Annotated in this window: 20 protein-coding genes, 2 pseudogenes and 1 other annotated feature; of the genes and pseudogenes, 14 read left to right on the plus strand and 8 right to left on the minus strand. The window is 38.7% G+C overall.

Annotated elements, in window-relative coordinates:
* Positions 1-82: 82 nt before the first annotated feature.
* From brnQ to HNQ85_RS06560, 3 genes and pseudogenes are all read right to left on the minus strand, one after another.
* Positions 83-1,420, minus strand: a complete 1,338-nt coding sequence (gene brnQ / locus HNQ85_RS06550; protein ID WP_181536940.1) for a branched-chain amino acid transport system II carrier protein — start codon at positions 1,418-1,420, stop codon at positions 83-85.
* A 48-nt stretch (positions 1,421-1,468) separates the two neighbouring features.
* Positions 1,469-1,715, minus strand: a binding site (T-box leader).
* A 207-nt stretch (positions 1,716-1,922) separates the two neighbouring features.
* Positions 1,923-2,111, minus strand: a pseudogene (locus tag HNQ85_RS06555) (IS607-like element ISCbo10 family transposase); the annotation flags it as partial.
* 426 nt (positions 2,112-2,537) lie between these two features.
* A complete protein-coding gene (locus HNQ85_RS06560) occupies positions 2,538-3,401 on the minus strand; it encodes an SDR family oxidoreductase (RefSeq protein WP_181536941.1) in 864 nt (287 codons plus the stop codon).
* Positions 3,402-3,906: 505 nt separating this feature from the next.
* Between HNQ85_RS06560 and HNQ85_RS06565 the strand changes: the two genes are divergently transcribed.
* Both HNQ85_RS06565 and HNQ85_RS06570 read left to right on the plus strand, forming a co-directional pair.
* The gene (locus HNQ85_RS06565; protein ID WP_181536942.1) at positions 3,907-4,302 is read left to right on the plus strand and encodes an IDEAL domain-containing protein; all 396 of its coding nucleotides are present in this window, start codon (positions 3,907-3,909) and stop codon (positions 4,300-4,302) included.
* A 115-nt stretch (positions 4,303-4,417) separates the two neighbouring features.
* On the plus strand, positions 4,418-4,852 hold the full coding sequence (locus tag HNQ85_RS06570) for an FAD-dependent oxidoreductase (protein ID WP_246326792.1): 435 nt from the start codon (positions 4,418-4,420) through the stop codon (positions 4,850-4,852).
* 291 nt (positions 4,853-5,143) lie between these two features.
* Here HNQ85_RS06570 and HNQ85_RS06575 read toward each other — a convergent pair whose 3' ends face one another.
* The 3 genes and pseudogenes from HNQ85_RS06575 to HNQ85_RS18020 all read right to left on the minus strand — a co-directional run.
* On the minus strand, positions 5,144-5,626 hold the full coding sequence (locus HNQ85_RS06575) for a hypothetical protein (protein ID WP_181536943.1): 483 nt from the start codon (positions 5,624-5,626) through the stop codon (positions 5,144-5,146).
* A 155-nt stretch (positions 5,627-5,781) separates the two neighbouring features.
* On the minus strand, positions 5,782-6,711 hold the full coding sequence (locus HNQ85_RS06580) for an SDR family NAD(P)-dependent oxidoreductase (RefSeq protein WP_181536944.1): 930 nt from the start codon (positions 6,709-6,711) through the stop codon (positions 5,782-5,784).
* 758 nt (positions 6,712-7,469) lie between these two features.
* Positions 7,470-7,664 (minus strand): annotated as a pseudogene (locus HNQ85_RS18020) (hypothetical protein); the annotation flags it as partial.
* 288 nt (positions 7,665-7,952) lie between these two features.
* On the opposite strand from HNQ85_RS18020, the gene HNQ85_RS06585 reads away from it, so the two are divergent.
* The 12 genes from HNQ85_RS06585 (at position 7,953) to HNQ85_RS06640 (ending at position 19,998) form a co-directional block, all read left to right on the plus strand.
* Positions 7,953-8,747, plus strand: a complete 795-nt coding sequence (locus tag HNQ85_RS06585) for an ABC transporter permease (RefSeq protein WP_181536945.1) — start codon at positions 7,953-7,955, stop codon at positions 8,745-8,747.
* Positions 8,748-8,786: 39 nt separating this feature from the next.
* Positions 8,787-9,842 carry a taurine ABC transporter substrate-binding protein gene (locus HNQ85_RS06590; RefSeq protein WP_181536946.1) on the plus strand — a complete coding sequence of 352 codons (1,056 nt, stop codon included), beginning with the start codon at positions 8,787-8,789 and terminating at the stop codon, positions 9,840-9,842.
* Positions 9,843-9,864: 22 nt separating this feature from the next.
* Entirely contained in the window at positions 9,865-10,695 is an 831-nt protein-coding gene (locus tag HNQ85_RS06595; protein ID WP_181536947.1) for an ABC transporter ATP-binding protein, read from the plus strand.
* Between the two features lie 55 nt (positions 10,696-10,750).
* On the plus strand, positions 10,751-11,683 hold the full coding sequence (locus HNQ85_RS06600; RefSeq protein ID WP_181536948.1) for a TauD/TfdA dioxygenase family protein: 933 nt from the start codon (positions 10,751-10,753) through the stop codon (positions 11,681-11,683).
* Between the two features lie 364 nt (positions 11,684-12,047).
* Positions 12,048-12,428, plus strand: coding sequence for a DMT family transporter (locus tag HNQ85_RS06605; protein WP_181536949.1), 381 nt, complete (start codon positions 12,048-12,050; stop codon positions 12,426-12,428).
* 366 nt (positions 12,429-12,794) lie between these two features.
* Positions 12,795-13,127, plus strand: a complete 333-nt coding sequence (locus HNQ85_RS06610) for a nucleotide pyrophosphohydrolase (protein WP_181536950.1) — start codon at positions 12,795-12,797, stop codon at positions 13,125-13,127.
* 1,174 nt (positions 13,128-14,301) lie between these two features.
* On the plus strand, positions 14,302-15,636 hold the full coding sequence (gabT, locus tag HNQ85_RS06615) for a 4-aminobutyrate--2-oxoglutarate transaminase (RefSeq protein ID WP_181536951.1): 1,335 nt from the start codon (positions 14,302-14,304) through the stop codon (positions 15,634-15,636).
* A 90-nt stretch (positions 15,637-15,726) separates the two neighbouring features.
* A complete protein-coding gene (locus tag HNQ85_RS06620; RefSeq protein ID WP_181536952.1) occupies positions 15,727-16,578 on the plus strand; it encodes a substrate-binding periplasmic protein in 852 nt (283 codons plus the stop codon).
* A 58-nt stretch (positions 16,579-16,636) separates the two neighbouring features.
* On the plus strand, positions 16,637-17,344 hold the full coding sequence (locus tag HNQ85_RS06625; protein ID WP_181536953.1) for an amino acid ABC transporter permease: 708 nt from the start codon (positions 16,637-16,639) through the stop codon (positions 17,342-17,344).
* A 4-nt stretch (positions 17,345-17,348) separates the two neighbouring features.
* Complete coding sequence (locus HNQ85_RS06630; RefSeq protein ID WP_181537015.1) at positions 17,349-18,089, plus strand: amino acid ABC transporter ATP-binding protein; 741 nt, start codon at positions 17,349-17,351, stop codon at positions 18,087-18,089.
* A gap of 128 nt (positions 18,090-18,217) precedes the next feature.
* On the plus strand, positions 18,218-18,397 hold the full coding sequence (locus HNQ85_RS06635; protein WP_181536954.1) for a hypothetical protein: 180 nt from the start codon (positions 18,218-18,220) through the stop codon (positions 18,395-18,397).
* A 188-nt stretch (positions 18,398-18,585) separates the two neighbouring features.
* Positions 18,586-19,998 carry a LysM peptidoglycan-binding domain-containing protein gene (locus tag HNQ85_RS06640; RefSeq protein WP_181536955.1) on the plus strand — a complete coding sequence of 471 codons (1,413 nt, stop codon included), beginning with the start codon at positions 18,586-18,588 and terminating at the stop codon, positions 19,996-19,998.
* Positions 19,999-20,168: 170 nt separating this feature from the next.
* Here HNQ85_RS06640 and HNQ85_RS06645 read toward each other — a convergent pair whose 3' ends face one another.
* Positions 20,169-21,044 carry a fructosamine kinase family protein gene (locus tag HNQ85_RS06645; protein ID WP_181536956.1) on the minus strand — a complete coding sequence of 292 codons (876 nt, stop codon included), beginning with the start codon at positions 21,042-21,044 and terminating at the stop codon, positions 20,169-20,171.
* Between the two features lie 3 nt (positions 21,045-21,047).
* Positions 21,048-21,770 carry an NAD-dependent deacylase gene (locus HNQ85_RS06650; RefSeq protein ID WP_181536957.1) on the minus strand — a complete coding sequence of 241 codons (723 nt, stop codon included), beginning with the start codon at positions 21,768-21,770 and terminating at the stop codon, positions 21,048-21,050.
* Positions 21,771-22,073 lie beyond the last annotated feature (303 nt).

Here is a 22,073-nt window from a genome sequence, read left to right on the forward strand (position 1 = left end):
AGCGCAGCTTTTCGAGGATTTCCTGCAGAATCCGTCTTATGTTTGTCGGAGATAAACAAGGCGCTTACGCTTTTCTAATAAACTACGAAACTTTTACATCAACCTGTTCTTGTACGCCCTGTTTCTTGCTGAATTTGCTTAAAGCGATTCCTATACCTGTACCGACAAGCGCCGGCACAATCCACTCTAACCCAACGGATGAAAGTGGAAGAATATCTCTTATCGTTTGAAGCGGGCCCAAGTCCAAACCAAATGCATTTAATCCGCCAATTACGGCAAATACTCCAGTAAATAACATGGCGCTTCTGTATACTGTTTTCGAATTCTTAAAGAAACGGTTAAAAAAGGTAAGTGTGATTAATACAATTGTTAATGGATACGCCGTGACAAGGAACGGTACTGATATTTTAAGGATTTGGTTTAATCCTAAGTTTGAAAGAGTGAAGCTTACTAGAGTAACGACTAATACTACTGATTTATAACTTGCTTTTGGAATGAGATTTGAAAAATATTGGCCGCAGGCTGTTGTTAATCCCACAACTGTTGTGAAACAAGCTAACGTAAAAATGAAACCAAGCAAAGCTGTGCCGCTTTGTCCCAATAAAATCGTTGAAGCAGAGGACAGGATATCTGCTCCGTTTTCAAACGATCCATTCGCAGCCATTTTTCCTCCAATAAATCCAAGACTGACGTATACTAGTGCAAGCAATATCCCAGCAATCATACCGGCTTTCAAAGTATATTCTGTTAATTTCTTACTGTCGCGCACTCCTCTTTGTTGAATGGAGGTGAGAATGACAATTCCAAAGGCCAATGAGGCCAGGGCATCCATTGTGTTATATCCTTCAATGAAACCTTTAAAAAATGCTCCGGTTTGATAGGCTTCTGATGGCGATTGGAACGGTGCATTAAGTTTAACAAACCCAACTGCACACAAGATAACCATCGATAAAAGTAAGATCGGAGTGATCCAACGTCCCATGTATTTTTCCATTTTGGAAGGGTTTAAGCTTATCACATAGACAAGGGAAAAGAAAATAATAGTATATAAAAATAAGGACAAAGATGAGTTCCTCCACGATTCGCTAAGGAAAGGCGTAATGCCCATTTCATACGCAACATTTGCATTTCTCGGAATGGCCAGGAATGGTCCGATACATAGATAAATGATAACCATAAAGACGGTGCTGAATACCGGATGAACGCGATTTCCGATGGTTTGAACACCGCCCTTTACGAGGGAAACAGCAAGCAGCACTACAAATGGCAGGCCAACGCCGGTAATGATAAATCCTGACATGGCCGGCCAGTAGGAAGTACCGGATTCAGCTCCTAAGAATGGTGGGAAGATCAGGTTTCCTGCTCCAAAAAACATCGAAAATAACATTAATCCAATAAATAAGGTGTCTAATTTTTTCAAAGTAATCTCTCCTTTATTGTTTAGAATATATAAAAACCCGTCCCTATATATAGGGACGGGTTTGTGCCCGCGTTACCACCCTTATTCCGCATATATCGTCAAAAAGCATGCGGCTCTCAGTCACGTACAATCATACGCATTCCATTGTAACGGTGGAAAACCCGTCAAAGCTTACTATGTTTCAGCTTTGCATCTCAGAGATGATCTTCGGATAAGGCCTGACATCGGCTTTCACCAAACGCCGACTCTCTGTAGACCAGGACTCCTATCTTACTCTTCTCGTCATTGATTTTTGTTATTTGAAAATAATTTAGCAGAGGAAAATTGAAATGTCAATATTTTTAGATAATTTACACTCTTTTTGTAAAGAAAGATTCTTGATCTTCGTGTAGGCACAGTCCTGCCTATTCATTTTGTCGAACTCATATTGGACGAACTAGAGTATGTTTCCTTTCAAAAGCAGGGTCAGAACTGTTCTTCCAGGTTACGAATAATGTTTAAATCATAAGAAGATATTCAAATTCTTCCGTGATGAATGTAATTTTATCGAATAACAAGGCAATAAGTTTACTATTTCTTCAACGATCTCTTGAGAATCTAATTTTTCACTCCCTACTTCTGACATAACAACCATTTCGGTATTAAATTTTTTTAATAAATATTCAAATAAACCAAATCCTACACGACTCAATCAATGGTAGTGCCGAGAATTTTGTGTCATGTAAGTTGGGGAGGGAGCCTCTAAATGCAATTTTAGGTAGGGTACTTCTTTCTTTGGGATTGTTGACCCAATCAGAGAATAGCCTACCTTTTTCTTTTGGTCTAGATAACTTGTCACAATATTTGATACATCAGCAACAATCTTTTACGATAAATTCGGGGGCATGGTATTCTTTTTCATGCAGAGCGTCTCTTTCCTTGGTTTGTTTGGTGGTACTTACGTTCTACAGGAAAGGTGCTCTTTTCTCTATCGATTACTGGATTTTATTCGTTAATCAATATGCCTGTTTTCTTGTATGATTTATTCACCCTGAACAAATAAAAAACAGGTCACATGTTGGATATACCGTTCGGTGACCTGTTTTTTATTCAACTTATTTGCGTTATAAGTAATTCCTTAAATTTGCAAAGCTTGTTTTACGGTTTCTTTAAGAGGTGTCAAGGATCCGATAAGTTTCTGCAGATCATCTGACGTTTTGGACGTTTCACCTTCGGAAACCGCGTGATAGATAACCGCCGTAAGTTCAGCAAAAGGCTCAGGGACACCAGCGTTTACGAGAATATTTTTCTCTTCTTCGAATGAAACGGACTGATGCACGACTTTTTTACCGGAAACCTCAGAGAGAATTTGAGCCAGATCGTCAAAACTCCACGGTTGATTGGCAACAAGGTTATACGTCTTGTTTTCATGTCCTTCCTCTGTTAGAACCGTCGCGGCAGCCAAGGCAAGATCACTACGGGTTACCGAATTAATTCTTCCACTTCCTGCATTCGTAACCACTGCTCCAGACTCTATGGATGCGCGCAGACCCTCATTCACAAAAAGTTCCGTATATAAGGCGTTGCGCAGGAAAGTATAAGGAATGTTGGTGGTACGAATGGCATATTCCGTAGCTAAATGAACGTGAGCAAGAGGTAATTTTGCTTCCTCAGCAAAGGCATATCCGGTATAAGCAATATGTTTTACCCCTGCATCTCTAGCTGCTTTTACGACATTTGCATGTTGAACGATACGCAGCGTATTATCAGTATCTGGACTTGAGATAAAGAGCAGCTTGGAGGCACCAGCAAAAGCCTTTTGAAGAGATTCCGGTTCAAGATAATCCCCCTGACGAACTTCAACTCCTAGAGCAGCGAGAGCTGAGGCTTTTTCTACATTACGGGCAATGACGATGATTTGGCTTGCTGGCACTTTTTTGAGTAAATGTTGAATAACAAGACCTCCGAGTTGACCGGTAGCACCAGTAACAACAATTGACATAAACATCTTCCTTTCTTTTCATAAATTTTTGAGAGTGGGTGTGATGAAACCGTCGTGGTTACAACTGATATAAAAAAAATTAGCTCTTTGAAGAGCCGATTTTTCAGGATAGGACTGCAATGGAGAAATGACTGCTAATTTTTTGATGTGTTTCACCCTCTCGTTGTAACCATTATAATTACAACAGAACTGAAAGTCAAATCTCACTTGTGTACCGTCAGGCAACATAAAAGCTTATCATGAAATGGTCAGGTATTTTCTCCGGAGGCAGGTGGTGAGAGAAGAAGACATATTTGGAAAAACATTTTAACATTTTTTCCGAGAAGTCTCCCGTCTCTAAACGGAGTGTAGGGGGAAAGTTTTAAACAATGTCAATGATATTGTTTGATTTTTTTAAAATAAAATGTAATAATTTTTGTTACAGAAAATGTGCTATTCACAGTTACGTGCTTTTTTAAAGATAACTGTAATTATTTTTATAACACTTTAAGTGGTGGTGAATTCAATGGATAGAGTCAATCAGTCGCCAGTGAAAGTAGGAGATTGGGTAAAAGGGAAGACAAAAAATGGAGAATTGATATACGGTTATATTGAAACGATAAATCCATTACAAAGAACTGTAAAAATAAAGGTTATGGATTGTGATAATGAACGAATCATTGGAAGGACCGTTGAAACACTAGAACACTGGGTTAAAAAATTACCTATGTCGACCTTCGATGATGAGGAACAGATTAAGGCATTAATCGATGTAGCTTTACTCACCAAGGATGAAAGCTGGTTTATGGAACTGTCCGCCAAATTAAAATCTATGAGACAAGTGACAAAAGGAAGCGAAATGAAGAATACCGCTCATCCTTCATTTAAAAATAGATTGGGAACATGCGGCATGAGAGATTGAATGATGAAAAATACTCGTGGTGCGCACCAAGAACGAGCGTATGAGCGAAGAAAACCATTTTCAAAGCAGTTTCAAATCCATCCAGACTGGTTGAATGAATGGAAGTAAGATGAGCATGCGAAATCTCCTTTTATTGCAAAATAAAAGTGCAAAGAATTGCCAAACGTTTATACCATCCTATGCACTGGGCTTTACATGGAGTGGTAGTCATTCAGAGTTAATTGTTGAAAATGAAAATCCTGATGCTGTCATTATTGCCACAGGCGCTAAACCGTTTGTACCAAACATATCTGGAGTTAACCTACCAGAAGTGGTGTTTGCTCAGGACGTATTAGCAGGCAAAAAAGATGTAGGCCAGTCATTCGTAGTTGTAGGGGACAGATTGGTGAGTGCAGAGACAGAGGCGCACCCGGCAAATCACGGTAAGAAAGTGGTTATTATTGAGATGCGAAAAGAAATGGTAAAAGACGGCGAACCAGCAGTTAAACATTTCCTTCTTAAAGATTTACAAGAACATAATGTGGAAATTATTACATCTGCCACAGTATAGGTTCATTTTCGTTTGTAGAGGACTTAAAAGAAGGATTCCAATATGTGAAAGGGAACCGAAACCGGCACAAGTATCGCAGGCGTTTACATGATGATAACGTCACTTATTACCGTTTTTATTACTACAAGTGGTATATTTATCGTTGCTGCGTTCGTAAGTTTAAACTTAAATATGAAGGATCGCCTGAATACAGATAGATTAATAAAACGGAGTCCCTTTCATACGGATACTACCCAAAATCAAGAAGAAACTCCAAAACAAAAAAGGTTGGATGAGAGAACCAACCTGTTATTAATAAACATTGTATTCCCCGCTTTGCGGTTCACTTTCAATAGGGAACGAGATTCCCATCGACTTTAATGCTGTTTTTGTTTGAGATAAATAAGATTCTGCTTGATTTTGCCATTGGATGATCAGTTTAATAAAAGGTCTGAAATCTGGAGTAGCATTTTCCTCCATTATTTTTAATCCATCACGAACTTTTTTATCCTGATTTTCTGCATGAATGATACAGGCCGTCATTGTTTCTACAATAGATGGCTGCTGCTCCCCATTTGTTAGTCTTTGAGCTGAACCCACTGCGGTGATACGATGATAGGAAGCGGGAACTAGGTGATTATGCATCTCACTATTACCTTTTAAATCTTTCGTTTTTGGGATATGAAAAAGCTGACTACTCATGGCACATACCATTTCTTCTGCGTATAGGCTTCGCTGTAACAACATTAAAATTTGTGTCCATGGATTCACTCGATACAAATAGTGAAAATGCAAAAAATCATCTCCTTTTTGATAAAATAGAAACTCCTATCTTCATTTTTATGAATAACATTCAAAGTTAATGTAAATGTATGTGAAATAAAATCATGACTGTCACCACGCGAGTTTTTTGAAGATTTGTAGATATTCGGGTGGCGGCAGGGGCTTTTTTACGATTTCATTTGTTTTAATGTTTCCTTGATTCCTATCTCATAGGGGGTTCGCGGAACGGGACCTATCACTCTCTCATACTTGCTGCCGTCTAATATAACGGGTTTTTCATTCAAATACATCATTTCAGTGTATTCTCTCATAAAGGGATCAAATAAGCCAACCAGTTGGATCATCCATTTATATATAGGCTTTACGCGAATTTCTTTTTTTAAATATTCTCCAGCGATCTTGGCAATTTCCTTTCCAGAAATCGTACCGGCTCCAGGAATGTTCCATGCTTGTCCAAAGGAGTCTTCTCTTAGCGACAGCTCCACTAATGCTTCGGCTCCATCTTTTATGTAGATAAACTCTCTTGGAATGGATGTATCTCCAACATAGAAAGCCGTTTTCTTTTTTAGCATCTGCTGAAAAGTAAAGTGAAGTAGTGTATTTCCAGCATTTGGACCATAAAAGTCGGGAAAGTGTGCAATTAAGTATTGGACTCCAGACTGCTCGATTTGTTTCAATAGTTTTAACCGTAACTTTCCTTTTTTTGTGTGTGGATTCTTTGGTGCAGATTCAGTGGTTTTGTGATCTTGTATTCCATAGGAATAAATATTGTCTACATAGATAAAAGGCTTATTCTCAATCCGACATGCTTCTAGAATATTAGAGAGGATAATCATAAGGTTAGGATCCCAATGCTGATAAGGTATGTTTATAGCATGGAAGATAAGGTCAGCATCTGTAACGGCTTTCCTGACATCTTCCGCGTTCATTGCATCGCCGACCATCGGAATGGCTAAAGTTCCCCATCTTTTTTGTTTTTCTAATAAGACGTGTTCTGAGCGTGCAAAAGCAATTACGGAAATTCCTCTTTTCACAAGAGCTTCCACAAGGGCATTCCCCATTCCGCCGGTAGCTCCGAATACGACAGCTGTTTTCATTGTTCCACTCCTATCTTTGTTAGAGAATTATTTAGGATCAGATGCCTGTCACGCTTTGAAGCGATAAGCTTATCAAGCTCCTTAAAAGAAGGAGTCCTAGCCATGAATATGATCCATGTGATCTTTTCGTCTTCTGCTCTTATTTTATGATATTTTTATACACTATTGGTAAATAATTCTGTTTTTTTGATCCGTCTTTTAAGATTTTTTTCGACAAGTTTGGTAGATTTATGATGGTGGGACTTGCACTTTCCCTCGTATTAAGCCTGTTTGTACCAGATACAAGAAAAGTGGTCAATTCTCGTTATGACGAAAGTGTGAAAATTGTCGAAAGATGACGAGTTATCTCAGAGCCAAGGCTTCCACATAGCATAAAAAGCCTTGAACTTGAGAAGGTTCAGAGTTAGAAGATTTGATGAGCTAATGGGCGAATCGTTCAATCATTCTTCCTTCACTTCGAAACTGGTGGGTAACCACGCTCTGCATCTCTGTTGGGACTCTACTCTTACGGACCTTATAGGAAGAGACAACTAGATCGAAAATCGAACGAATCATTTTATTCGTGATTATGTATAGGGCATTAATAAGGTAGAACGGGGGGAGGTTACGCCCTCCACGCAAAAACGCCGTTGTCCCTTTGGAACAAGGGAAGCGGCGTTTTTGCTTTCGGAAATGTGAGCAGAGACAGGCGCTATCTAAGCACTTTCTTGACATACTTGGGGTCAGTTTAGTAATTAGTGATATTGATTGGAATGGTACTACATCCCTTGATTACTATGTAGAAGGATGTTTGAAGCCGTTCTTTTTTTGATCGCCATTTTAATGTTTTTTCTACAAGCTTCATATCGTTTCTGAAAAACGATTATTTTATGATTAAACAGGTCCACCATAGTAGACAAATAGACTGATTGATGATGTCCTTTAAACTCCGTAATATTCGTCATCCATTTTTCATTTGGTTTCTCTGCTTGAAACTCTCGATGTTAGCGCGAATATGAGGGTACTCCATCTTTTTCTTTTGGTCTTGTCAAATGCTTGACACAAAATTTTATACATCATCTTTTAGAACTCAACAAGTAACAAGAGTAGAAAAAAATATTGACAAAGTAAAAACCACTTGTTACCATATTTCCAAGTAATCCTATAGGATTTTAAAAATATAACCAGACTACGGATATTATCTTGAGTTTTTTTGCAAAAAAGGAACTTATTATGAAAACTCATGAAGAAGGGGATGTAAAATGGTTCCAAAATTTGTATGTAAAAAACAAATACTTACTAGAGGGATTTCGATGATCAGTATTACATTGATACTGATCATTTGGACAGTGAGTACAAATTTAAAATGGTTAGATCCTGTTTTTCTCCCAACTCCCCAATCTGTTTGGAGAGCATTTTTAGAGTTAATAAGAGACGGATATAAAGGTACTTCGTTAAGCACTCATATACTAAATAGTTTGTACAGATTATTTTTAGCCTTAATTTTAGCATTTTTCACAGCCGTGCCATTGGGAATGTTCTGCGGCATTTCAAGGTATATACTCGCGATTTTTGATCCTATTATTGAATTTTACAGACCTCTTCCTCCGTTAGCCTACTATGCCTTACTTGTTTTATGGCTAGGAATCGATGATAAATCGAAAGTTGCACTTTTGTTTTTAAGTGCTTTTGCCCCCTTGTTTATTTCAACTGTATCTAGTGTACAACGTGTGCCACAAGATCGTATAAATGGAGCATTGTCTTTAGGAGCTTCGAAACCAAAAGTCCTTTTATATATCATTCTCCCATCTTGTTTGCCAGACATCATAACAGGTCTTCGTACAGCCATCGGTGTTACATATGCTACATTAGTTGCTGCTGAAATGGTAGCGGCTACCTCAGGTATTGGATGGATGGTATTAGATGCGAGCAAATACCTGAGAAGTGATATTGTTTTTGTGGGGATCATCTTAATGGGTGGAATCGCCATTCTTATAGATAGCATCATTAGATTGTATCAGCATGTTCGATTCTCTTGGATTGGAAGACAAGACTAACAAAGTACATAAATGATGAGCATTAAGGAGGAAAATGACATGATATTGAAAAGGAAAGTAAATGTGATATTGTTTATTCCGTTGCTTATCGTATTCATTCTAATAACCGGTTGCTCTAGTCAAAGCGCATCTACTATGAAAAATGGAGGGTCAACCGTCTCTTCTAGTAACGCACCAAAAGAGATTAGATTAGGATACCAAGTTTCTCCAAATGGAGAACTTTTAGCAAAAGCATTGGGTTTGCTAGAGAAAAAGTATCCTCATATTAAAATTAATTGGATTAAATTTGATTCCGGACGAGATGTTAATAACGCAATGGCAAGTGGAAGCATTGATTTTGGTCTTGTTGGTACGCCTCCTGGGTCAATTGGTATCGCAAATGGATTACCTTATAAAGTGTATTATCTTCATGATATTATCGGTGAAAGTGAAGCGTTAGTAGTAAAAGAAGATTCTGGTATTAAATCTTTAAAGGATTTGAAAGGTAAGAAAATTGCTACTACATTTAGTTCGACCTCTCATTTCAGTTTACTAGGAGCCTTAAAGGAAGCAAAAATTACCTCTGAAAAAGATAGGATCACTCTTCTTGATATGCAACCTCCTGATATTTATGCTGCATGGAAACGAGATGATATAGACGGCGCTTATATTTGGCAACCTACACAGACTAAGTTAATAAATGAGGGAGGCTGTGTTATTGTCACATCAAATGATTTGTCTAAAAAAGGGATTGTAACTGGAGAGTTCGGAATTGTGAATAAAGAGTTTGCAAGAAAATACCCTGAAATTGTAAAAGGCTATATTTCTGTTTTAGATAAGGCTGTTCATTACTATCGGAATAAACCGAAAGAAGCATCTCAAGTTCTTTCTAAAGAATTGGGGTTATCGCCTGCGGAAAGCTTAAAAACAATGAAACAAATTATATGGTTGGACGCTTCCCAACAAAAGGAGTTTTTTGGGGAACCAGAGAAACCGGGAAAGCTAGCCAAAATATTAAAAGACACAGGAGATTTTATGGCTAAACAGAAAAACATATCATCTTCCCCTAGCCTAGCCACTTATCAACAAGCTCTATTAAGTGATCTTTACAAATAACCATGAATAGAGAGGGATGTTTATGTATGTAAGCACGTCGATCAAAGCACGTTCCGAGATTTTTAATAATCGCAATCCCACATTAATCGAATTGAAAAATATTAGCTTATATTATTCAAATGAAAATAATGGCCTTCCTATATTGGACAATATCAATCTTCAATTAGAGGCCAACGATTTTGTATGTCTATTAGGTCCGTCAGGTTGTGGTAAATCTTCTTTATTAAATATACTAGCTGGTTTTCAGAAACCAACCACAGGTGAGGTAATGATTAACGATAAACCACATACTGGCCCAAGTCCTAATGTGGGAGTCGTATTTCAACATCATAACCTTTTTCCATGGATGACCATCGAAAAAAATATTGAATTTGGTTTAAAGATGAAATCTATATCAAAATCAGAAAGAAAAAGACTCGTTTCCTACTATTTAAATCTTGTAGGATTAGAATCTTCTGCTAAAATGCTGCCTTACCAGCTCTCTGGAGGTATGAAACAAAGAGCATCCATTGCAAGAACATTAGCTACTGACCCACAAGCCATTTTAATGGATGAACCTTTTAGTGCATTAGATGCTTTAACTCGAGAAAACATGCAGATTCATCTTCTTGAACTTTGGAAGAAAACAAGAAAGTGTATATTTTTTATTACTCATGATGTAGAAGAAGCCCTATTGCTAGGAAAGAGAATTTTAGTTATGCACTCTAAACCCGGAAGGATTATAGTAGATTTGCAAAATCCATTATCACAGTATAATCAATCAGTCCAAAAAATTAAACATTTAAAAGAGTTTAATGAACTGCGACATGATTTAATTTCCGCTATAAGAGGTTATTCTAAAGCAAACAATTGAGTTGTTTTAGTAACTATATATCAACTCTTAATTACTATATGAAAGGGGTATGTACATGTCTGGGATGAATACACATTATTCTCGGCCACTCAAGTTTGAAAATCGTGAGGATTATGTAGGTCCACGTCTTCTACGACGCCTACCCGAAGGTGTGGAGGATCGACCGTACTTGTTATTTGAAGTCAAACCTTTAAGTCCAATCATAGGTGCTGAGATCATCGGAGTTGACTTGAGAGAACCAATTACCCCTGAGCTACAAGCCGAGCTGAACCGTGCACTATTAGAGTGGAAGGTTCTCTTCTTTCGCAATCAAAAAATCACTAGCGAACAGCAGCGAGCATTTGCCCGGCTGTGGGGGGAATTAGAAGTTCACCCATTTTTTCCGATTGAAGAAGGTCAATCAAAAGAAATTGTTCGCTTCTCTAGGAATAATAAGCAAGGTGGTTACGAGAATATTTGGCATGCCGATGTCACCTTTCGAGCCAATCCTGCTAAAGCAGCTGTATTGAGGTTGATTGAAGTTCCTCCTGTTGGTGGCGACACGCTATGGGCCGATATGGGCGCCGCTTATGACAATTTACCCGACGAGATTAAGGGGCGTATCGATAACCTCACTGCTATTCACGATTTCACCCCTGCTTTCAGCCATTTAATGACACCAGAAGAGTTAGCTATTAAACAGAAAGAATTTCCACCTGTTGAACACCCAGTGGTTCGAACTCACCCAGAAACAGGCCGGAAAACTCTGTTTGTGAATCCATCCTTTACTACTCGAATCGTCGGGCTCGAGCCAGAAGAAAGCGAGAAACTACTTCAGTACCTGTTTCGCCAAGCTCATATTCCTGAGTACCAGGTTCGTTTTCACTGGGAGAAGGACTCGGTCGCCTTCTGGGATAACCGTGCTACTCAACATTATGCAGTTTCCGACTATTACCCTTATTCTCGTAGGGCTGAGCGGGTAGCAATCGTTGGAGATCGTCCATTTTAAACATGTCGACGAATGGAACTTAAAAGGTTCCATTCGTTGTGTTTGTATAACCATGAATATGCTACAAAACTTATAACATAAGAAGTTCATTCTGTCGGAAATTACAAATCTCCTATTAATCATCGAAACTAGGAGAAGAGAAAGAGTGATCATGGCCAAAGTGATTTCTGGTTCTGAAAAAACAAATTCGAAAAATGCTTGTTTCAGTTCTGCCACAAGGTTGAGCAGACATTTAATCAGTTAAAGAATGTCAGACTCGAACAGCTACGGTGAATACGGGGCTCATCACTATTTACTCAATGTACCATTTTTGCAACAACATCGAAATTCATTTATTTTCTATTCAGGGGAGGGGAGATAATGAATGAGCTGGATTTTTCTTTTATTAGGAATTATTTCAGAAGTTTTAGGTACAACCTCTATGAAGATGTCAGAAGGATTTACGAAGTTAATTCCCTCAATTTTAATGTTTATTTTTTATGGAATTAGTCTTACTTTAGTAACATTATCACTCAAAAAGCTTGATGTAAGTATTGCTTATTCAATATGGTCCGGACTAGGTACAGCTATTATTGCAACTATAGGAATTTTATTCTTCAAAGAACACTTTTCCTTATTCAAGATGCTGGCAATACTAATGATTATTGTCGGTGTTATTATGTTGAATATAAGTGGAGAAGCGTATGGAAAAGAAGAATCTTTGCCATACCTACAAATAAAAAGAAGTGGAAATGGTGAACAGTAGCAGATGTTGTCCACCTATGGATTGGTTGTTGATCATTGTAATCTTAGGGAGAAAATAAATAAAAACATTTATTTTTTTATGTGCTCTCCTATACTATATACATTCAGTTTATCATTCCGGACAGGTAGTGGAATTTTGCATCCAATCTTTTACGTTGATATAGATATCTGGAATCACTCGAAAATGAGGCCTTGTGGAGAGATTGTTACTTTTTTAATATATTTCTATATTTTTTTCATTTGTTGTTCGTTAAAATAAGGGAGATCATATTTATTCTGCTAGAGCGATCGTTCCATCTATCTTGTGAACGTTGTGGTGATGTTGCAACACGATCAAAATTTCGATAAAGGTTGAGAGGTGACAACATTGAAACACTTACAACAAAAAATCATTGAATTTCGTGATGCACGTAATTGGAAACAGTTTCATACCCCAAAAGATTTAGCGATTTCATTAAGCTTGGAAGCAGGAGAATTGCTAGAAAATTTTCAATGGAAAACCAGCGAGGAAGCGGTTCGAGAGAATTTTGAAAATATGAAGGATGAACTTGCAGATGTAGTGATTTATGCCCTTTTGCTTTCTCATGAATTAGGGATTGATTTAGAGGAAGCTATTATGGATAAAATGAAGAAAAATGAACAAAAGTATCCAATTGAAAAATCCTTTGGATCGAAAAAGAAATATAGTGAATTGGGGTAGGGGGCTAGAAAATAAAACGTCTTCTCCCTCTGTTAAGTTCTTTTAATAACATTCTAGAAGAAAATCTTGTCCGGATCATGTCACGAAACAAAAAACAGGAGCTCAAATAGCTTCTGGCGCAAACATGATCACGCAATATAAATGGATTGATATCTTTCTCCAGTCTTACGAAATCGATGTTTGTCTCCGTTGATTCAAAATGTTTGCGGGCGAATTTGATTTTGTCTTGTTCTTCTTGCTTCAACTTTTTTGATTCCTTTTGACTAAACAAAATGGTCCGGTTAACTTTCCTTGCTGCTGTACACAGGTGCTTTGTTAGAAGGAGAGACGATCACTTTTTATAGTGACGGTCTCTCCTTCTCTTTTATTCTCCCAATCTTTCGGCATTATTATTTGTGACATCTGACATCATTCCTAATGTCATTTGTCAATTAGGGATGTATGTTTGTTGTTCGAGACAGCGTCATCGGGTCGTTATATTTTAGGATGAAGAAGGTTGAGAGATTCTAGTCGTCACCAACCTAATGAATACGTCTGCGGAAACGATTGCGGAGATCTACCAAAAGTGTCGGGAGATTTTCTTAATAAGGGAATGATTTTATTAATTCATTATTCGGAAAATTTTTAATAAGTATATAATGAGCGATAATTTGGATAAGCATTCAAGGTAGGTGGTGAACTTTTAAAAAATGCTTACTACTTGTCTATTTTTCAGAAAAAAGCGATTGCGATACAAGAAAATTCATTACAACCATATGCAGTTGTCTTAAATCATCCAGTATTCTGTTCGATTAACTGGACATAACGGTTTGCTTTTACGTAATTGATGATGGCCTAGATGCTTCCCATGATTTACTCATCTAACAATAAAATTCTGAAAATGGTTACGGTGAGTCTTCTGGGAAATTCGTACTTAATTAAATGTCTTCACAAAATGATTTCTTTCATGCATATGATTCTCACTGTTTATGATGGAGCTGATACACATTCTAAGGCTATTTACAGTTGTGACACCAATCGTGCAAAACAACTCACTCACCTTCCTATTCCTTCAATGTACGAGATATTGATTTTACAAAGAAATTTAATCGTTCGCTTTCGATTCATGAAATGATTGCGAAATATACGAACCTAAATTTTTGGAAATGCAATGTATACAAAAGGAGGATACAATATGTCACATATCCAAATGAAAACAGCTATACCAGGTCCGAAGTCTCAAGAGTTATTAAAGCGTAAAGAGAAGGTTGTTGCACGTGGTCCATTCAATACGGTGCTATCCTTTGCAGAGTATGGCGAAGGAGCATTGCTAACAGATATTGATGGAAATACATTTATTGATTTTGCCGGTGCGATCGGCACGCTCAACGTCGGTCATCGTCCGGCGCGTGTTGTACAAGCCGTGAAAGATCAGCTTGATAAGTACATTCATACTTGCTTTAACGTGATGATGTATGAGCCTTACGTAGCATTGGCGGAAGAACTTGTGCGAATCACGCCCGGCGATCATGCTAAAAAGGTGTTTTTTGCCAATAGTGGTGCGGAAGCTGTAGAAAATGCCATCAAAATTGCAAGAAAGTATACAGGCAGAAAAGGAATTATTTCCTTTGAGAGAGGCTATCACGGCCGGACATTGCTAACCATGTCTTTAACAAGCAAAGTAAAGCCATACAAATACCAATTCGGACCGTTTGCACCAGAGACATTCCGTGTCGGCCATCCGTATTACTACCGTAAACCGGAAGGAATGACAGAGGAAAAGCTTGATCAAGAATTGTTGCAGGAGTTGGAAACCTTTTTCCTCTCAGAGGCGCCAGCGGATGAAATTGCCGCGATTATCATTGAACCTGTACAAGGAGAAGGTGGATTTATCGTTCCATCAGTTGGTTTTATGCAAGGATTAAAGAAAATTTGTGAAAAATACGGAATTCTTTTTATTGCAGATGAAATTCAAACTGGATTTGCTCGAACAGGCTCCATGTTTGCAATTGAGCAATTTGGTATCGTACCTGATATTATGACGCTGTCTAAATCGCTCGGTGCTGGTTTGCCGATTGCAGCGGTAGTCGGTCGCTCGGAAATGATGGATGCACCGGGCCCAGGAGAAATCGGAGGAACGTATGGAGGAAGTCCTCTTGGATGTGTAGCTGCCATGGAAGTAATCAAAATGATTGAAGAGGAAGGTCTTGTTGAACGGTCGCAGGAAATCGGCCGGATATTAACAAGTCGCTTCCGGTCATGGCAGCAACGATTCGAACAAATTGGCGATGTACGTGGACTCGGTTCAATGGTTGCGATGGAGTTTGTAAAAGATCGGGTAACGAAGGAACCGGATAAGGAGCTGACCGGGAAAATTATCGCTACAGCACAGCAAAAGGGACTCATTTTGTTAAGTGCTGGATTATATGGGAACTGTATTCGCACACTCGTGCCGATTGTTATCACAGACGAACAACTTGAAGAAGGTTTAAATGTTTTAGAATCAGTCATAACGGAGCTATTAAGTTAGCCTTCTTAAGAATAAAAAATAGATTTCAAGGTTTATACATGATATCTGTTCAGCTTTATATAGCGTCTAAAAAATAAGGAGAGAGTCAGAATGAAAAAATACACTTTTTTATGTTTAACAGTGTTCCTTTTCATCATGTTGCTTGCTGGCTGCGGTGGTGAAAAGACAGTAACTTCATCTTCAAGTGAAGGAAATTCTTCGAGCAACACGTTGGACGAAATTAAAAAGCGCGGTGTACTAGTCGTCGGTTCATCAAACGATGCCCCATTTGCTTTCATCGATAAAGACACAAAGCAATTCAGTGGGATTGACGCAGAAATTATTACAGAAATCGCTAAACGTCTTGGTATTCCAAAAGTGGAAATGAAAGAAGTGAAGTTTGAAAATTTATTGCTTGAATTAAATAACAAAAATATTGATATTGTCACAGACGGGATGTATGTCAAACCAGAGCGTGAGAAAATCGCTAAATTTACAAACATCTGGTATAAAGAGGGGGAAGCGATTGTTGTTTTAAAAGATTCTCCTATTAAAGGTATTGAAGATTTAAAGGACAAGGTTGTCGGCGGTCAAAAGGGTACGGCGTTTTTAGAATTTGCACAAAAGCTTCAAAAAGAAGGGAAAATTAAAGAGGTAAAAGTGTTCGGCTCTCAAGCAGAGCTGCTGTTGGCCGTGAATACAAATAAAATTGATGCTTGTATTACTGACAGTGCAGTAGCAGGATACAGCATTACAAAAGACCCTTCTTTAAATCTAAAACTTGTATCCCCTTACAAGGCTCAGGCGGCTGGGAACATTGCTGCGGCAGTGCGGAAGGAAGACAAAGAGCTGTTAGATGTCATTAATAAAGAGCTAGATAAATTGAAAGAAGAAGGGTTTGTTTTAAAGGTATTGAAAAAGTACGGATTAAATGAAGATAATGCCGTTCCTGTCGAGAAATAGAAAACGGTAAGGGAGAGTCTAGTTCTCTCCCTATCTTTTTAAAATGTGAGGTGATTATATGAATTTGTTAGAAAAATTAGATTTTCCAACAGCGTTTCGTGAACTCAGCCCTATTTTGATACAGGGTCTTGGAATTGTATTAGGAGCCACTTTGTGTGGATTTTTTCTAGCACTTCTATTAGGAACGTTAATTGCTTTGGGACGCATTTCAAAAGTGGTCCTGTTAGATAGAATGTTAATCATTTTGCTTGAAATTGTTCGAGGAACTCCGTTGCTTGTTCAATTAGTGTACATGTATTATGTTGTTCCTCTACTGATTACGATTGTTGGTCAACTATGGGATCCGTCGTTCCGCTTTACCTTGAGTCCATTTACGGCTGGTGTAATCGGTCTTGGCATTAACTATGGGTGTTATTTATCAGAGGTTATACGATCGGCGATTACAAGTGTCGATAAGGGACAATTCGAGGCTGCTTTAGCGTTGGGCTACACGAACCGTCAAGCGATGTGGCTGATTGTTATTCCGCAAGCGGTAAGAATCGCACTTCCTACGTTTGGAAACTACATCATTATGATGATTAAAGATACTTCCTTATTAGCATTTATTACAGTCAGTGAATTACTACTCCGCACACAAGCTTACGCTTCCCAAACTTTCTTAACGATCGAATCTTATACCCTTCTAGCACTTGCTTATCTCGTGTTGAGTTTGCCTTTAGCACAGATTGTACGAATCATGGAAAGGAGGCTGACTCGGCATGTGTGATGTGATGATTGAAGTGCGTGATCTTAGAAAATCATTTGGATCAAATGAGATTTTAAAAGGAATTAATATGACAGTAAAAAAGGGAGAGAAAGTGGTCATTATTGGTCCTTCTGGTTCTGGAAAATCCACGTTTCTAAGATGTCTTAACTTTCTAGAGATTCCTACATCAGGAACGGTTAGAATAGATGGACATTATTTTGTGAAGCCGAATGAAAAGCTGAATGAAAAGCATGTGGCGGCTCTTCGAACAGAAATAGGAATGGTTTTTCAACGATTTAATTTATTTCCAACGATGACGGCACTGGAAAACGTAATGGCTGCACAGATGAAAATCCGTAAGAAATCAAAGGAAGCCGCTCGTGAAACAGCAGAGAAATATTTAAGAAAGGTTGGGTTAGCTGAAAGAATGAACTATTACCCAAGTCAATTATCCGGAGGACAACAACAACGTGTGGCAATTGCACGAGCGCTTGCTATGGAACCAAAAGCGATGTTGTTTGATGAAGCGACGTCTGCTCTCGATCCCGAGTTGGTCGGTGAAGTATTAAATGTCATCCGCGAATTGGCTGAAGAAGGTATGACGATGGTTTTAGTCACACATGAAATGAAGTTCGCCAAAGAGGTTGGAGACCGCATCATTTTTATGGATGGCGGAGTCATTGTAGAGGAAGGTCATCCGAAAGAGTTTTTCCATCATCCGAAGGAAGAACGGACAAAAGCCTTTATTAAAAAGGTGGAACATTAGAAGGACTGTTTATATGATTCATATCGGTTCGTTTATGAACGGAAAGGCTGTTTCTTAAAAGATTGTTGCTAAATAAAAAGGAAAACAGTGGTCAAATTTCAAATAAAAAAAGGGGGGGTTGAAAACTTATGAACAAATATCAAAAAATTTCCATAGGCGTGATGATTGTCTTTCCAATATTTTTTTTAGTAGTGAGCATGTTTACTGGAAAATGGGGGTTTTTCCTTTGGAGTTTACCACCAAGTTTTATCAGCGGTATGACAGGGTTTTTCGCTTCTAAACATGCAAATAGAAATACCTACAATTAATAATAACAGAGTTTATCAGAACGCTGTGAAGAAGGCGTTCTTTTTTATGCTGACCTTCCCTTGCCAATTAAAAATTCTTGATTATCTTGTATATTTCGTTAGACCTTGTGTTGGGTTTTGTTACTAATAAAAGAACATGAAAGGAATATAGTAGATATAGATACATGACTTTTTAGGGAGAGATGCGGATGCAAATCCATGTGGTACAAAGAGGGGAAAACTTATGGTTGATTGCACAGCGTTACGGCGTTACCATTAATCAAATTGTAACTGCAAACCGGTTGGCAGATCCAAATCGTTTGGTTGTCGGCCAAGCGCTAGTCATTCCAACCCCCTTCAAATATCATACTGTCCGTTCAGGAGAGACATTATGGATGATTGCCAGGCGGTATGGAACATCGATTGAGGCTATCGTTCAGGCCAATCGAATCAGTCCTTCTTCCCAGATTTATCCTGGAACCGTTTTGGTAATTCCTCCAAGAACGCATACGGTTCAGCGTGGGGAAACGTTAAGTCAAATTGCTCAGCGCTATGGCACCACGGTTCAGGAAATCATTAGGATAAATCAAATTACCAACCCGAATCTCATTTATCCTGGCACGATTTTATCCATCCCTTTTTACAAGCCAACCATTGAGGTAAACGCCTTTACACTTCATATGGGAGAAGAAGGAGCTCGGCTAGTCCGGGAAGTAGGCCGTCATTTAACATACGCGTCCCCTTTTGCTTACATTATAAGAGAAGATGGTGGATTGGATTCGATTAATGACACCCCGATTATTCAAGCTGCCATAGCAGAGAAAGTTGTTCCAATGATGTGTATCACGAATTTTACGTACAAAGATCCCGGATCCCGGTTGGCGAGAACAATCCTTTCAAGTACTAATCTGCAAGATCGATTGTTAACCAATATTGTCAATACGATGAAAGAAAAAGGATATCGGGGTTTAAACATTGATTTTGAAAATGTCTATCCAGCTAATCGTGAGTTGTATAATCAATTTCTGCAGCGTGCTGTTGACAGACTTCATCCACAAGGATATTTTGTTTCAACGTCCGTTGCTCCGAAGACCAGTGGCGAACAAAAAGGGCTTTTATATGAAGCACATGATTATCCTGCGCATGGAAGAATTGTTGACTTTGTGATTCTAATGACGTATGAATGGGGATATAGGCTAGGCCCTCCTCAGGCGATTTCACCGCTTAATCAAATCAAACGTGTTCTTGATTATGCCGTCACGGTCATACCGAGAAACAAAATTTTTATGGGCTTCCAAGTGTACGCCCGCGACTGGCTTCTTCCTCATGTACAGGGACAAGAGGCGGAAACGTTTAGTCCGCAGGAAGCGATTGAGCGAGCGATTCGATATGGAGCGACCATCCAATATGATCGGACAGCTGAATCGCCGTTTTACCGATATGTCGATAGTCAAGGTCGTACGCATGAAGTTTGGTTTGAAGATGCACGCAGCGCCCAGGCCAAATTTGATGCGGTGAAGGATTATGGTCTACGCGGAATTAGCTATTGGGTCCTTGGTTATCCATACCCACAAAATTGGCTATTACTTGAAGATAATTTTCAAATTCGGAAAATTTTATAAATGTCCCATTTCATGAGTGGGAATCTTATAGCCTAAAGACAAAAAAGAGCCATGTAAACGGAAAAATTCCGATCACATGCTCTTTTTTATTGGTGTTCAAAATTAAACTACCAACCATCTCGTCAAATAAACCAAAATGTTAAAACTTTTAACCAAGGAGAAGGTTAAGCTTATCCAACATACCTCTGCAAGATTCGATCGACAGAATAACCGTATGTTTCTCCGAACAGATTGAGATGAACAAGCAAATAAAAAAGTTGATACAGTTCTTTTCTTTCCTTATATTCTGGAGAAAGTGGTTGAACCTCGCTGTATGCTTGATAGAACGGATCTGGAAATCCGCCAAATAATTCCGTAAATGCCAATTCGAATTCGTAATGACCATAAAACACAGAAGGATCGATGAGGTAAGGAACTCCTTTTGCTCCGACAATCCAATTTCCTCCCCAAAGGTCACCATGTAGTAAAGAAGGCTGACATTTTTGTGGAAGCCACCGATCAAGCGAAACTAACAATTTTTCTAGTTTGTTTCGTCTAGCTGTTGGCATTCTTCCTTTTTGTTCCGCTAATTGGATTTGAGGAAGAAGCCGGCATTCGGTAAAATAATCGATCCAGTTTTCATACCATCCATTTTTTTGCGGAAGAAGGCCGATATAATTGTCTTCCGCTAAACCAAAATGTTGACCATAACATTGATGAAGCTGAGCGACTGCTTGGCCAAGCAAAACGGCTGTTTGTTCCGTTTTTTCTCCTTCAATCCATTCAAGCAATAGCAAGCCATAGGCTCCATCTTCTGCTTCCATGACGTGATACACGTTTGGAACTTGAACCTCATTCGTTTTCCTCAGAAGTTCAAGACCGGCCGCCTCACTTTTGAAAAAACGAGGAGGAATATTTTGATTGATTTTTACAAAATACGAACGACATTCGCTTCGTACATAAAAGGCGGAATTGATATCGCCGCCAGACACGCTTTGGCATTGGATGATGGCTGTTTGGTCACCCATTTCGTCAAGCGCCTTCCGCAAAATAGTCGAAACGTTCATTTTCTATTCACCTGCCTTTAGCTCATTGTCCATTTCTTTAAGAACTTCACCGATTTTTTGATGATGGATGACCAAATCCGCCCATTCATCCAATTCCGTCGGTTCCATATTCACGATGGCCAGTTTGGCTCCGCTTCGTTTGGCGATGAGCGGCAGTTGATTGGCTGGTGATACTTGTAATGAAGAGCCTAACACGATCAATAATTCCGCTTTTTGCGCAGCAAGCCATGCCTTCTCGATCGCATCCGATGGCAATGATTCGCCAAATAAGACGACGGAAGGGCGCAAAAAACCGCCACAAGCACAATGAAAGTTTTCATTTATATACATATCGCTGGCGTATACCTTATGACAGGATTGACAGTGAACGGTTCTCAATGACCCGTGAAGTTCGATAACGTTTTCACTGCCTGCTTGTTGGTGAAATCCGTCCACATTTTGCGTAATGATGTTCTGAATAATTCCTCGTTTCTCCCATTCGGATAAAAGAATATGTCCTGCATGCGGCTTGCATTGATGAAGCGTACGAATACGATATTGATAAAATGCAATAAACTCATCCCGATTGTGCGCGAGTGCGTATGTACTCGCTAGCTGTTGTGGATTTTTCTTATTCCATAATCCGGTTTGTGCCGAACGGAAATCAGGCAGCCCGCTTTCTGTCGACATACCAGCCCCTGTAAGTACGACCGTATACATGGATGTCTTTAACCATTGCGCTAACATTTCTTCACCTTCTTACTTAATGTTTTTTTACAAAATGATATAACAACTAATTTTTTAATTGGAATCTTTTGATTAGCCATTATCTCTCTAGAAAGATTTTAAATACTTTTCTCGATCTATTTCCACATTTGATTGGCGATATGGAGAAATAGAGTGATTTACTTGTATAACTTACCTTTCAGAAGGTGCTTGGAATGAGGATAGAAAGGGACCTTCCGTCATTGATATGGGACATCAAGAAAAGTTTCTATTGGTATCAAAATGTGATGAAGACAAACGGAGAAGATCTTGGTGAGTAATAAG

It is taken from the genome of [Anoxybacillus] calidus (assembly GCF_013760845.1).
Lineage (GTDB): Bacteria > Bacillota > Bacilli > Bacillales > Anoxybacillaceae > Paranoxybacillus > Paranoxybacillus calidus.

Excerpts from the sequence above, each read along its gene's own strand:
- HNQ85_RS06570 (WP_246326792.1), top strand. The coding sequence starts at position 4,418 with ATGCGAAATCTCCTTTTATTGCAAAATAAAAGTGCAAAGAATTGCCAA.
- HNQ85_RS06560 (WP_181536941.1), bottom strand. The coding sequence starts at position 3,401 with ATGTCAATTGTTGTTACTGGTGCTACCGGTCAACTCGGAGGTCTTGTT.
- HNQ85_RS06640 (WP_181536955.1), top strand. The coding sequence starts at position 18,586 with ATGCAAATCCATGTGGTACAAAGAGGGGAAAACTTATGGTTGATTGCA.
- HNQ85_RS06630 (WP_181537015.1), top strand. The coding sequence starts at position 17,349 with ATGATTGAAGTGCGTGATCTTAGAAAATCATTTGGATCAAATGAGATT.
- HNQ85_RS06645 (WP_181536956.1), bottom strand. The coding sequence starts at position 21,044 with ATGAACGTTTCGACTATTTTGCGGAAGGCGCTTGACGAAATGGGTGAC.
- HNQ85_RS06600 (WP_181536948.1), top strand. The coding sequence starts at position 10,751 with ATGTCTGGGATGAATACACATTATTCTCGGCCACTCAAGTTTGAAAAT.
- HNQ85_RS06605 (WP_181536949.1), top strand. The coding sequence starts at position 12,048 with ATGAGCTGGATTTTTCTTTTATTAGGAATTATTTCAGAAGTTTTAGGT.
- HNQ85_RS06595 (WP_181536947.1), top strand. The coding sequence starts at position 9,865 with ATGTATGTAAGCACGTCGATCAAAGCACGTTCCGAGATTTTTAATAAT.
- HNQ85_RS06625 (WP_181536953.1), top strand. The coding sequence starts at position 16,637 with ATGAATTTGTTAGAAAAATTAGATTTTCCAACAGCGTTTCGTGAACTC.
- HNQ85_RS06580 (WP_181536944.1), bottom strand. The coding sequence starts at position 6,711 with ATGAAAACAGCTGTCGTATTCGGAGCTACCGGCGGAATGGGGAATGCC.
- gabT (WP_181536951.1), top strand. The coding sequence starts at position 14,302 with ATGTCACATATCCAAATGAAAACAGCTATACCAGGTCCGAAGTCTCAA.
- HNQ85_RS06650 (WP_181536957.1), bottom strand. The coding sequence starts at position 21,770 with ATGTTAGCGCAATGGTTAAAGACATCCATGTATACGGTCGTACTTACA.
- HNQ85_RS06635 (WP_181536954.1), top strand. The coding sequence starts at position 18,218 with ATGAACAAATATCAAAAAATTTCCATAGGCGTGATGATTGTCTTTCCA.
- HNQ85_RS06565 (WP_181536942.1), top strand. The coding sequence starts at position 3,907 with ATGGATAGAGTCAATCAGTCGCCAGTGAAAGTAGGAGATTGGGTAAAA.
- HNQ85_RS06590 (WP_181536946.1), top strand. The coding sequence starts at position 8,787 with ATGATATTGAAAAGGAAAGTAAATGTGATATTGTTTATTCCGTTGCTT.
- HNQ85_RS06620 (WP_181536952.1), top strand. The coding sequence starts at position 15,727 with ATGAAAAAATACACTTTTTTATGTTTAACAGTGTTCCTTTTCATCATG.
- HNQ85_RS06585 (WP_181536945.1), top strand. The coding sequence starts at position 7,953 with ATGGTTCCAAAATTTGTATGTAAAAAACAAATACTTACTAGAGGGATT.